This window comes from uncultured Citricoccus sp., from assembly GCF_937871995.1.
Classification (GTDB): Bacteria; Actinomycetota; Actinomycetes; order Actinomycetales; family Micrococcaceae; genus Citricoccus.
This window is the reverse complement of sequence record NZ_CALMQR010000113.1, coordinates 1-12,351: the sequence shown is the minus strand read 5'-3', so window position 1 is coordinate 12,351 and position 12,351 is coordinate 1. Positions and strand designations below refer to the sequence as shown.

9 protein-coding genes are annotated in these 12,351 nt (G+C 70.0%); 5 read left to right on the top strand and 4 right to left on the bottom strand.

Going from position 1 to position 12,351, the window contains the following annotated elements:
* Nucleotides 1–153: 153 nt before the first annotated feature.
* The 4 genes from Q0283_RS13235 (at nt 154) to Q0283_RS13220 (ending at nt 5,092) form a co-directional block, all read left to right on the top strand.
* The gene (locus Q0283_RS13235) at nt 154–486 is read left to right on the top strand and encodes a CU044_2847 family protein (protein ID WP_183526025.1); all 333 of its coding nucleotides are present in this window, start codon (nt 154–156) and stop codon (nt 484–486) included.
* A gap of 126 nt (nt 487–612) precedes the next feature.
* Nucleotides 613–1,449 (top strand): slipin family protein, encoded by an 837-nt coding sequence (locus Q0283_RS13230; RefSeq protein WP_324590374.1) that lies wholly within the window; start codon nt 613–615, stop codon nt 1,447–1,449.
* Nucleotides 1,450–2,270: 821 nt separating this feature from the next.
* Entirely contained in the window at nt 2,271–3,653 is a 1,383-nt protein-coding gene (locus Q0283_RS13225; RefSeq protein WP_183526022.1) for a class I SAM-dependent RNA methyltransferase, read from the top strand.
* Between the two features lie 776 nt (nt 3,654–4,429).
* Nucleotides 4,430–5,092 carry a TetR/AcrR family transcriptional regulator gene (locus Q0283_RS13220; protein ID WP_183526020.1) on the top strand — a complete coding sequence of 221 codons (663 nt, stop codon included), beginning with the start codon at nt 4,430–4,432 and terminating at the stop codon, nt 5,090–5,092.
* Here the strand turns inward: Q0283_RS13220 and Q0283_RS13215 are convergent.
* Nucleotides 5,082–7,490 (bottom strand): excinuclease ABC subunit UvrA, encoded by a 2,409-nt coding sequence (locus tag Q0283_RS13215; RefSeq protein ID WP_298045068.1) that lies wholly within the window; start codon nt 7,488–7,490, stop codon nt 5,082–5,084. The genes Q0283_RS13220 and Q0283_RS13215 overlap by 11 nt on opposite strands.
* Nucleotides 7,491–7,589: 99 nt before the next feature.
* On the opposite strand from Q0283_RS13215, the gene Q0283_RS13210 reads away from it, so the two are divergent.
* Nucleotides 7,590–8,270: a maleylpyruvate isomerase N-terminal domain-containing protein gene (locus tag Q0283_RS13210; RefSeq protein WP_010142715.1), complete on the top strand. Its 681-nt coding sequence runs from the start codon at nt 7,590–7,592 to the stop codon at nt 8,268–8,270.
* Between the two features lie 7 nt (nt 8,271–8,277).
* On the opposite strand, the gene Q0283_RS13205 is transcribed toward Q0283_RS13210, so the two are convergent.
* From Q0283_RS13205 to Q0283_RS13195, 3 genes are all read right to left on the bottom strand, one after another.
* The gene (locus Q0283_RS13205; protein ID WP_183526013.1) at nt 8,278–8,862 is read right to left on the bottom strand and encodes a CG0192-related protein; all 585 of its coding nucleotides are present in this window, start codon (nt 8,860–8,862) and stop codon (nt 8,278–8,280) included.
* Nucleotides 8,863–8,893: 31 nt separating this feature from the next.
* On the bottom strand, nt 8,894–10,996 hold the full coding sequence (locus Q0283_RS13200) for an NADPH-dependent 2,4-dienoyl-CoA reductase (RefSeq protein WP_298045065.1): 2,103 nt from the start codon (nt 10,994–10,996) through the stop codon (nt 8,894–8,896).
* A 31-nt stretch (nt 10,997–11,027) separates the two neighbouring features.
* Nucleotides 11,028–12,351 (bottom strand): S9 family peptidase (locus Q0283_RS13195; RefSeq protein WP_298045064.1); only part of this gene is annotated, 1,324 nt, incomplete at its 5' end.

Below are 12,351 nucleotides of genomic sequence, written 5' to 3'. Positions count from 1 at the left end.
CAGGGCCCCGCACCCGGAAGGGCCACCAGCACTTTCCCAACACTTACTAAGAAGCCACGAACAACGGATCCCTGACAGCCAGTATCTGAGGTCAGCTCCCCTCACTGCCGGTTGCATCGAGTGGGGACTCGTCGAGTACGAAAGAGGCGCGGTATGTCAGAGATTGTCCGCTACGAAGTCGGCTCCGGTTTCGTGCTGGTGGAGGCCCATGACGGAAGCTACGGAGTCGATCACCCGCTGCGAAATCAGCAGGGAATCCTCGACGCCGGCCGTCGCCTCGAAGAGGCCCTCGCGTCCATCCGCCCAGCCGCCGCCGCCGCATTCGAGGCGTTCGATGACCATGTGGCGGAACGCATTGAAATCCAATTCGGCATCAAGCTCGCCGGGGAAGCCGGAGCGGTCATCGCGAAGAACCACGCAGAAAGCCACTTCGTCGTCCGTATGTACCGGACCGGAGGTGGCCGGGGCAATCTCCCGGAGGCATAGGGCCATTCGCCGTTGCCGATGGGGGCCCGCCGCCCCGCACTTCGGGAAAGGAACCTACCCATGACTGCGGTCGACACGATCGGCAACGGGCACATGACCGCGGGGGCTTAGCTGTTTACCCACCACGTGCTGACCGACATCGGCCACTTCATACCGGAGCGCCCCATGAACCCCCTGCAACAAGTCCTCCTCATCGCGGGAACCATCCTGGTCCTGCTTCTGCTGTGGTTGTCCCTGAAGGTGATCAAAGAGTACGAACGCGGGGTGGTCTTCCGTCTGGGCCGACTGCTGCCGGTGCGCGAGCCCGGCCTGCACGTCATCATCCCCTTTATCGACGTGCTGCACCGGGTGCCGTTGCGGATCGTCACCCTGCCTATCCAGTCTCAAGGCATCATCACCAGGGACAACGTCAGCGTCGATGTCTCTGCAGTGGCCTATTTCCGGGTGATCGATGCCGCCAAGGCGGTGGTGGCGATCGAGAACGTTCACTCCGCGATCGACCAGATCGCCCAGACCACCCTGCGCAAGGTCGTGGGCCAGCACAGCCTCGATGACACGCTCTCGGAAACGGATCGCATCAACGAGGACATCAGATCCATCCTCGACGTGACCACCGTGGACTGGGGCGTGGAGGTCACCCTCGTGGAGCTGAAGGTCATCGAATTGCCCGACAGCATGAAGAGAGCCATGGCCCGTCAGGCCGAAGCCGAGCGGGAAAAGCGTGCCAAGATCATCAACGCTGAAGGCGAGGCGACTGCAGCCACAGCCCTGGCAGCGGCCTCGGATGTGATGATGGCCCACCCAGTGGCACTGCAGCTGCGGAACCTCCAGACCCTGCTCGAGCTCGGGGTGGACAAGAACACCACGGTCGTCTTCCCCGCACCGTTGATGAGCACCATCGAGGAACTTGGGTCCTTCCTCGCGCGAGAGGAACGCGCGGGCGGCCGGTACCGGCAGGAGTAACACCCGGTGGCCATCTGTGGCGGGCAACGACGGGAGACGGAGTGGTGCCAGCCCAGAACCTGGGGCGAATGGCCCGCAGAGCACCCGGGGCCATACGTACACCTATCAGCGTCCGGACCGGCACCTGCGCGCCTCCGACCGAAACCGTGACCGGGCCGAAGTCACGGCGCCCGTGCACGTTGACCTATTCACTGTCAATACTCATTCTCCACGTGTACCGGCTGACCACGGGTTTCACGCGCCCGGAACCCAGGCCGTGCCCCTGGTAGACGTCATCCCAGCTGACGGCATCAGTACATATGGGGTAGACGCGAGACTTGCTCCGATCGGACCGGTCTTGCCTAAGGTCGGGTACGGGAGCACCGCCGGGGCGGGATACCCACCTGTTCCTCCCGCTCCGATCCAACGGGGTGTGCGGATAGACGAATCGCACACCACTAACGAGTTCAGCAGCGAGCTCTTGATGCCACTCCCAGGAGGGGTCTATGGAGCACGACGTGCGAATCCACCTACGGGCCGGGGTACTGCCGGGACCGATGCGGCCCGATGCCGCCGGGTGCCTGACCCAGGACCACTACGCGCGGTTGCTTGACATCCTCGACCGGGCGGTGGGCCTGTGTCCCCACTGGTCAGCATCCAGGCCCCGTCCCGGCCCTGTCACCTGCCGCGACCCCCTCATGGCGAGGGCTCGTGACGCTATCCGGCCGGACGGCCCATCCCGAGTGTTCCCTCTCGACCGCCTGTCCGAGGGGCCCGACTGCCGTGTCTGAAACGGAAGAGATGAGATGACCAGTTCCATGTACGCCACCGCTCAAGGTGGGATGGCTGCCGGAGCCGACGGCCCGGATCCGGTGCTCCGGGTGTTGAAGGTCGGCCCCATGGTGCACGGGGGCCATTGCGTGGCTCGGCACCAGGGCCGGGTGATCTTCGTCCGTCATGCGATACCCGGGGAGACCGTCGTGGCCCGGTTGATCGGGTCCGGCCCCACGACCGGGTACTACTGGGCTGACACCGTCCAGGTGCTGGGGGCCTCGGAGTTCCGACGGGTCCATCCGTGGAAGTTGGCGGACCCGCTGCGGGCCTATCAGGCCGGCCGGCCCCCGGTGGACGGCGCCGAATTCGGCCACATCGTCCTGGACCATCAGCGCCGGCTCAAGGCCCAGGTCTTCCGGGACACCCTCGGCCGGGCCGGCCAGCTGCATGGAGATGATGTGGAGGTCCGTGTCATGGGCATCGTCGCCGATGAGCCAGCGGGGATGCACTGGCGCAGCCGCACCACGCTGGCCGTCTCACCCACCGGCAGGATCCCCCTGTCGGTGCCCGCCTACGACGAGCTCCGCCTCTGGGACCTGGACTTCACCGGTGCCGTACGCGTCGACGTCACTGCTGCCACTCAGGGATCCCGGGTGCTGGTGAGTATCACTCCGGGTCCACAAGCATCCCGTAACCCTCGAGTACTGCAGGATCAGCACGAGGGCTGGAAGCGCCGGCTGGCCCACTTGCCGGGCCACGTCTCGGCCCGGATCACCGTCCCGTCGCAAGGGTCGGCCCCGGGGCCAGGGGTGATCCACCTGCGCGGGGATGCTGTGATCCGGGAGCATGTGGTCACCGAGCACCACGGAACCCGGACGTTCCGCGCCTGGGGGAGCGGATCCTGGCCCGCCCACCGCGATGCCCCGAGGACCCTGGTCGAATCCGTGCTGGCAGCGACACAAGCCCAGCCGGGAGAGGTCGTGGCCGAGCTGTATGCCGGTGCGGGCTTGTTCTCCGCCTTCCTGGCCGACGCCGTCGGCCCGCAGGGGGCGGTGCTCTCAGTAGAACCGGACGCCCAGGTCAGCCAGGACGCCAAAGCCAACCTGGGTGAGATGCCCCAGGCGGTGGCCCTCACCGGTGACACCGAGCAGATACTGGCCGGATGGCTGCGAACCCGGCAGGCCGGAATGACCGAGGGAGGCCTGGCCGGCCGGAGGATCAACACCGTGGTGCTGAACTCCGCGAACGGTGGCCCCGGTCGAACCGTTCTCCGTCAGGTCCACCAGATACACCCGGACCGGCTTGTCCACATCTCCGGGAACCCGGTTTCCCTGGCCCGAGACATGCACCACCTGAACCAGCACGGCTGGCGCCTGAAGCACGTGGACGTCTATGACCTGGCGCCGAACACCCACCACGTGATATCGGTCAGCCTGTTCACCCCCCGCTAGGGCATACCCCGGCTTCAATCCACCAGCACGGCGCCAGGGTGCATGCTCTGGTCGGAACGCCAGTGCTCACGGTTCGCGGTTCAGAACCCTGAGCACACCCGGCCTCACCCCGGCGGCCTGTCCGACGCACGGGAGCGGGGTAGCACGAGCAGGTTCACCGCGTCCTGGGGAGACGGACGAGCCGCTGAGTTGACATAATGTAGATTATCGGCGTTCTACAGAGGCTCTGGTCGGGGCCCGTCTGACGGCATGGTGCCGACGGGCCCCCGGGGTCATCCGACGCGTCCACCAGTGGACCGGTGGTGCATTGCCACGCCTGGGACGGTCGTTCCTGGAGCGCGCCGCCGAGGACGTCGTCACGCCGCCGGCGTGGAATCACTGCGCCGCACACCGGCCGGCCCGTGACGTCGCGAGGCGCCTCGGGTCACACGGGCCGACCGTCGCGGTCAGCAGGCGTCGTGTCGGTTCGGTCAGCCCAGCTCGGTTCGGTCAGCCCAGCTCGGTTCGGTCAGCCCAGTCGCGTGACGTCGGTGCCTGTTCGCTCCACGGTGCGCCAGCCCGGGCCACCCGTCCGGCGCCGAGAGCTACTTGCGCCCTGGCCGCCGGTGATCGGTGGTACCCGGAGGGCCTGTCCTCCGTCAGTGCATGTGGGACGGGGCACTTTTCCGTCGAGCGCCTCCCGCTCCCAAGTCGACCGGCACCGTTCTCGAACTTGACATAATGCAACGGTCGGCAACCCTTGACCCCCCGCTGAACGCCTGTTTAATATCCTGAACATGCGTTCAGAGTCTCGCAGTCCCGAGGACCTCACCACCAAGACCCGGATCCGTGACGCCGCCATCCGGCGCTTCGCCGCGGACGGCCTGGGCGCCTCCCTGCGCGCCGTCGCGGCCGACGCGGGAGTCAGCCCGGGCCTGATCATGCACCATTTCGGTTCCCGGGCCGGACTGCGGGCGGCGTGCGACGAGTACGTGCTGGCCGAGACGCGCACCAGCAAGGCCGAGGTGCTGGCACCCGTCGGCGCCCCCGCCGCCATGCTGTCCCAGCTGGCCCAGGTTGACGGGTACGCTCCCCTGATCGGGTACGTCCTGCGCTGCCTGCAGGCCGGGGATGACCTGACCCGGCGGCTGGTCGACAGCATGGTGGCCGACGCGGTCACCTACTTCGAGAACGGCGTGAAGGCGGGCACCATCACCCCCAGCCGGGACGAACCGGCGCGGGCCAGGCTCCTGACGGAGTTCGCGCTCGGATCGCTCCTCATGAACCTCCCCGCCGGCGGGGAACGCCTCGACCTCGAGGCGCTGCCGGCCTGGCTGGAGGCCTACGCCGACAGGATCATCCTGCCCACCCTGGAAATCCTCACCGAGCCCCTCCTGGCGGACTCGAGCCTCCTCGACGCGTACCTGGCCTCCACCGCGAGGCCGCACCTCAGGCCCTGACGTACTCCGCCAGGTGGTGTCCCGTGAGCGTCTCCCCCGCCGTGCCCACCCGGGCCACCAGGTCGGCCGGCGTCCCCTCGAAGACGACCCGGCCGCCGTCGTGCCCGGCACCGGGCCCCAGGTCGATGATCCAGTCCGCGTGGGCCATCACCGCCTGATGGTGCTCGATGACGATCACCGTCTTCCCCGCGTCCACGAGCCGGTCCAGCAGCCCCAGCAGGTTCTCGACGTCGGCCAGGTGCAGGCCGGTGGTCGGCTCGTCCAGGACGTAGACCTCGCCGGCCGCGGCCATCTCGTTGGCCAGCTTCAGCCGTTGCCGCTCGCCCCCGGAGAGCGTGGAGAGCGGCTGGCCCAGTGTCAGGTAACCCAGCCCGACGTCGGTCAGGCGGGCCAGGATCTTGTGGGCGGCGGGAAGCCGGGCCTCGCCCGCGGCGAAGAACTCCCCCGCCTCGGCCACGGACATCGCCAGTACCTGGGCGATGTCCCGGCCGCCGAGGGTGAACTCCAGCACCGTCGCCTGGTAGCGCCGGCCCTCGCAGTCCTGGCACGTCGAGGCCACCGTGGACATGAACCCCAGCTCCGTGTAGATCACCCCGACGCCCTTGCAGCTCGGGCACGCGCCCTCGGAGTTGGCGCTGAACAGGGCTGGCTTGACCCCGTTGGCCTTGGCGAAGGCCTTGCGGATCGGCTCCAGCAGTCCCGTGTAGGTGGCGGGGTTGGACCGGCGCGAGCCCTTGATGGCCGACTGGTCGACGACCACCACGCCCTCACGGCCGGCGATCGAGCCGTGCACCAGGGAACTCTTGCCGGAGCCGGCCACCCCCGTGACCGCCACCAGCACGCCCAGGGGGATGTCCACGTCCACGCCCCGCAGGTTGTTGGTGACCGCGCCACGAACCTCCAGGGCGCCGGTGCCGCTGCGCACGTCCTGCTTCAGCGCGGAGCGGTCGTCCAGGTGGTGCCCCGTGAGGGTGCCGGAGGCCCGCAGGCCGGCCAGGTCGCCCTGGTAGGTGATCTCCCCGCCCCCGGTGCCGGCGCGGGGACCGAGGTCCACCACGTGGTCGGCGATCGCGATGGTCTCCGGCTTGTGCTCGACCACCAGGACGGTGTTGCCCTTGTCCCGCAGCTCCAGCAACAGCCGGTTCATCTTCTGGATGTCGTGGGGGTGCAGTCCGATGGTGGGCTCGTCGAAGACGTAGGTGACGTCCGTCAGGGACGAGCCCAGGTGGCGGATCATCTTGGTGCGCTGGGCCTCGCCGCCGGAGAGGGTTCCCGCGGGACGGTCCAGGCTCAGGTACCCCAGGCCGATCTCCACGAAGGCGTCGAGCGTCTCGGCCAGGGACCGCAGCAGCGGCGCGACGGAGGGGTCGTGCAGGTCCTTCACCCAGTCCGCGAGGTCGGAGACCTGCAGGGCGCAGAGATCGGCGATGTTCTTGCCGTTGATCCTCGAGGACCTCGCCTCCGGGGCCAGCCGGGTGCCCTCGCAGTCCGGGCAGGTGGCGAAGGTGACGGCCCGGTCCACGAACCGCCCGATGTGCGGTTGCATGGCCTCGCGGTCCTTGCTGAGCATGGACCGCTGGATGGACGGGATCAGGCCGAGGTAGGTCAGGTTGATGCCCTCCACCGTGATCTTGGTGGCCTCCCGGTACAGCAGGTCGTGGCGCTGTTTCTTGGTGAACCTGCCCACCGGCTTGTCCATCGGGAAGTACCCGGCCCCGGCATAGATGCGTCCGTACCAGCCGTCCATGCTGTAACCCGGGACCAGGATGGCCCCCTCCTGCAGCGACCTGGCCTCGTCCACGATCGCCGTGAGGTCGAAGTCGGTGACCGTTCCCCGTCCCTCACAGTGCGGGCACATCCCGCCGAGGCGGTTGAAGGAGGCCTTCTCCGCGATCGTCCTGCCGCCGCGCTCCACCGTGATCGCCCCGGAGGCCGAGACCGAGGGGACGTTGAAGGAGAAGGCGTTGGGCGGACCGATGTGCGGGTCCCCCAGGCGGCTGAACAGGATGCGCAGCTGGGCGTTGACGTCCGTGGCCGTGCCCAGCGTGGACCGGGGGTCGGCGCCCATCCGCTCCTGGTCCACGATGATGACCGTGGTCAGCCCCTCGAGCACGTCCACGTCCGGACGGTCCATGGAGGGCATGAAGCCCTGCACGAAGGACGAGTAGGTCTCGGTGATCAGCCGCTGGGACTCGGCGGCGATCGTGCCGAAGACCAGGGAGCTCTTGCCGGAACCGGACACCCCGGTGAACACGGTCAGCCGCCGCTTGGGCAGCTCCAGGCTGAGGTCCCTGAGGTTGTTCTGCCGGGCACCGACCACGCGGATGGCGTCATGACGGTCGGCCGGGTGCACGTCTGCCGTCGGCGGCGGGAAGTTGGAGTGGACGCTGGTCTTCATGACCTCAGGGTATGACCAGCCCGCTCGTGGTCGTGTCATGATCCGGCGGGTTCACGGGAACGCTGGCCTCCGCCATGCGCTCATGGCACTCTGTGGGGCATGGAGACCGATACCGCCAGCAGCTTCGCCCAGACCACCGAGCCCGAGCCCGCGTCCCAGGAGGGCCCACCGCCGCGCCCCCACGTGGAGGCCTACCGTGCCGCGTCCAACGCCCTGGCCCGCGTCTGCAGGAACATCACCGACTGGGAGGCACCGGGCCTGGGCGAGTGGACCGTCCGGGACCTGGCCGGCCACGTGGACCGCGCCCTGGTCAACGTCACCGCCTACCTCGAGGCCGGCACGGAGCCCGGCGCCCCGTTCGTGGACGGACCGGTGGCCTACTACCGGGCGTTCTGGGGCCGTCACGACGACGAGGGGGTCGCCGAGCGCGGCCGGCTGGCCGGACAGGCACTCGGCGACGAACCGTCCATCACCATCGAACGCGACCGCGTGCTGGCGCAGGCCGTGGTGGACCGCACGCCCGACGACGCGCGGCTGCGCACCCCGGTCGGCACCATGACGCTGGCCGGCTACCTGCCCACGCGCACCTTCGAGCTCGCCGTGCACACCGCAGACCTGGCCCGGGCCACGGGTCAGGAGGTCCCGGAGTCCCTCGACCTCGCCTGGCCGGAGGTGATCCGGCTGGCCTCGGAGCTGGCAGTCCAGAACGGCCAGGCCGTGGACCTGGTCATGGCCATCACCGGACGCGGGACCCTGCCGGAGGGTTTCACCGTCCTGTAGGAGGCCCTCAGTCCCCGGTGTGCAGGGAGAAGATCACGCCGTGGCCGCCCGGCCACGTGGCGGTCAGCCGCCGGCGGCTGGCCAGGTGCTCGGACCCGGCGTCCTCGGGATTGGCCACCACGCGGTGCACCTGCACCCGCCCGGGCTGCTCGGGCAGAGTTCCCAGGACGGTGACGGACACCTCCGAGGGCTCATGGCCGATGTACTGCCCGTCCTCCGCGTAGAGGTGGACCTCGGCCTGCTGCTGCTCGCCCTCCAGGGCCCGCAGGAAGCAGGCCGTGGCCACGGGGTCCGCCATGGCGTCGTAGACCCACCGCTGGCCCAGGACCGAGTGGTCCACGGTTCCCACCAGGTAGGGTTCGGCCCCCTCCAGGGGTGCCGCGCGGTAGCTCAGGGGCACGTGCAGCACGGTGTCGCTGCCGGCGCGCCGGACCAGGTGCGCCTCGATCCCGACCTCGCCCTCGGGGTCGTCGAAGCGGTAGGCGCCGACCTTCTCGAGATCGCCCTCACCGGACCAGGGCTGCTGGGCGAGCCAGGACTCCAGGAGTTCCCTCTTCGAGGGCACCAGGGTTGCTTGATACACGGTTGCCATGCTCGTCAGTCTACGGGTCGGCCTGCCGGGGCTACAGGCGGGCGGCCAGCCGCGTGGCCTGCTCGATGGCCCGCTTGGCGTCCAGTTCGGCGGCCACGTCGGCTCCGCCGACCAGTACGACGTCGGCCCCCGCGGCGACCAGCGGGTCGTACAGGTCCCGTTGGGAGTCCTGTCCGGCGCACACCACGATGTCGTCGACCTCCAGCACGCGGCGGGCGCCGTCGACGTCCAGGTGCAGGCCGTCGTCGTCGATCCTCACGTATCCGGCCCCCGTGATGCCCTCCACGCCCCGGGCCCGCAGGGCCGAGCGGTGGACCCAGCCGGTGGTCTTGCCCAGGCCCGCTCCCAGCCTGGTCGTCTTGCGCTGGATGAGGTGGACCCGGCGGGCCGGTGCCCCGGGGTCGGCGGCGGTGAGTCCGCCACGGTCGGTGAAGTCCGGGTCCACGCCCCACTGGGAGTGCCAGGAGCGCGGGGACTGCGGCGCGGCGGGGTCCGGTTCGGTCAGCAGCCCGGCGACGTCGTGGCCGATGCCGCCGGCCCCGATGATCGCCACGCGGGGGCCGCAGCGCACCCGCCCGGAGACCACGTCCGGGTATGCGTGCACGTTGGGCCGGTCTATGCCGGGCAGCTCGATCGTCCGGGGCACCACCCCGGTCGCCAGCAGGATGCGGTCGTATCCGCCGTCGAGCAGTCCGGGCACGGTGGCCCGCCGGCCCAGGTGGAGGCACACTCCCGTCTCGTCGATGCGCTGCCGGAAGTACCGCAGGGTCTCGGCGAACTCCTCCTTGCCGGGGATCTGCCGGGCCAGGCGGAACTGCCCGCCGATCGACCCACCGGCCTCGAACAGGTCCACGTCCAGTCCGCGCGCCGCGGCCTGGGTGGCGGCCGCGAGTCCTGCCGGTCCGGCCCCGACGACGGCGATGCGCCGGGGGGCGGTGTCCTGCCGGCGTGACCGGGGGGCGACCGGCAGCAGCGACCGGTCCGGCAACGGGGGGAACGCCGGGTCGGTCTCCCGGCCGGCGCGGGGGTTGACCAGGCAGGACGCCGGCCGGTTCTGGAACGTGTGGTCGAGACAGGCCTGGTTGCACGCGATGCAGGTGTTGATGCGTCCGGGGGTGCCGGCGGCGGCCTTGGCCACCCAGTCCGGGTCGGCCAGGAAGGGCCGGGCCATGGTCACCAGGTCTGCCTGTCCCGAGGCCAGGACCTGCTCGGCGGTGTGGGGCATGTTGATCCGGTTCGAGGCGGCCACGGGGATGGTCACCGCCTCGCGGACTCGCCGGGTGAAGGCGGTGAAGGCTGCCCGGGGCACCGAGGTGACGATGGTCGGCACCCGGGCCTCGTGCCAGCCGATGCCGGTGTTCAGCAGGTCCGCGCCGGCCTCCTCCAGCTCCCGGGCGAGCTCGAGCGTCTCCGTGAGACTCTGCCCGTCCGGGACGAGGTCCGCCATCGACATCCGGAACACGATCAGGAAGTCCGGGCCCTCGGCCGCCCGGATGCGGCGGACGATCTCCGTGGCGAACCGGCGGCGCTTGCTCGGGGTGCCGCCCCAGGCGTCGGTGCGCCGGTTGGTCCGCGGGGACAGGAACTGGTTGATGAGGTAGCCCTCCGAGCCCATGACCTCCACCCCGTCGTAGCCGGCCCGCCGGGCCAGTCCGGCCGCACGCACGAAGTCCGCCACGGTGCGCCCGACCGCCCGCCGGGACATCCGGCGGGCGGTGAAGGGGGTGATCGGTGACGTCGAGCGTTCCGGTGCCGCGGACCAGGGGTGGTAGGAGTACCGGCCGGCATGCAGCAGCTGCAGCGCGATCCGGCCGCCGGCGGCGTGGACGGCGTGGGTGACCGTGCGATGGGCGACCACGTCGGCCGCCGAACGCATCGTCCCGGCCATCGGGGTGAGGCGGCCGGTCCGGTTCGGGGCGAAGCCACCGGTGATGATGAGCCCCACTCCCCCGCGGGCCCGCTCCGCGTAGAACGCGGCGAGCTTCGGTGCGTCGCGGCGACGGTCCTCCAGGCCCAGGTGCATCGAGCCCATGATCACCCGGTTCTCCAGCCGGACCGGTCCGACCGTCACGGGGCTGAACAGGGTCGGATACGGAGGGCTCGCGGGGTGCCCGGTGGCGGGTGTGGCGGTCATGGACCGATACTACTCGCCGGTAACTTACCTGTCAGCCGCTCGCGCCGGCCCCGCGGGAGACGGGCAGGTGCCGGTCCCACCAGCGCAGGACGTGCTCGAAGCGGGCCCGTCGGTGCCACGGGGTGCCCGAACGGGACAGTTCATGGTCCTCCCCCGGGAACACCAGCAGCTCGGACTCCACCCCGGACGCCCATAACGCGTGGTAGTAACGCTGGGCGTGCTCGATCGGGCAGCGCAGGTCCTGCTCCGAGTGGATCACCAGGGTGGGCGTGCGCACCCGGTCCACCACCTGCAGGGGGCTCTGGGTGCGGACGTGGTCGTGGTCGTCGCCGAAGTACTGGGACGTGAAGAACCAGCCGATGTCGCTGGAGCCCAGGGCGGAGACCGGGTCCAGGAATCCGCGCTCGACGATCGCCGCCGTGAAGCGGTGGTCGTGGGCCGTGATCCAGGCGGTCATGTACCCGCCGTAGGAACCGCCCATCACACCCATCCGGTCCGCGTCCAGCACCCCCGTGCCACCCGGGCCGAACTCGTCCAGGGCCGCCTCCAGGAACCCCAGGATGTCCTGGCGGTCCACCGTGCCCAGCCGCTCGCGGATGGTCGACCCGTGCTCGGACCCGTAGCCGTTCGAACCGCGCGGATTGCACATCACCACGGCATAACCGGCCTCGACCAGCACCTGGGTCTCGTCGAACCAGGACCACGTGTACTGCGCGTAGGGACCGCCGTGGATGTTGAGCACGACCGGGTGCGGCCCCGGCCCGGACGGGACGAACACCCACCCGTGCACCATGCCCGGTTCGACGCCCTCCTGGACCCGGTACTCGCGCTCAAGGCCCGCGGTCGAGAAGGCGTCCCGGCGCCAGGGGTCGTTCGGGTCGAACAGCTCCGTCAGGCCCGTCCCCCGGTGCTGGATGCCCACAGACCCGGGGGAGAGCTCCGTGGTGTAGGACACCGCCAGGTTGCCGCCGGCCTCGGACGCGCCGGTGACCTCTCCGCGCAGGTCCACGATCGTCTCCGGGTGGCCGTGATGGGACATCCACACCAGCACGCGCCGACCGCGCTGCTCGGCCAGCGCCAGCACGTTGTCCTGCCCCGAGGGTTGCAGGGGGCCACCGGAGCAGTTCATCCCGTCGGCGTCGGTCAGCAGCCGCGGCCGGAGCGTGGCCGCCGGACGGTCCCAGCCGGCCGTGGCGTGGCGGAGGGCCGTGGGGGCCGGCACGGCGTAGACGCCCGTGTTCGCCGCCACGAACTCCAGGCCGGACTCCCCCACGTCCTCCCCCTGCAGGTAGAGCCATTCTCCGTTGCGGGAGACGCACGGCCCGGAGAAGGACGTCCGTACCTCGCGTCCGCCC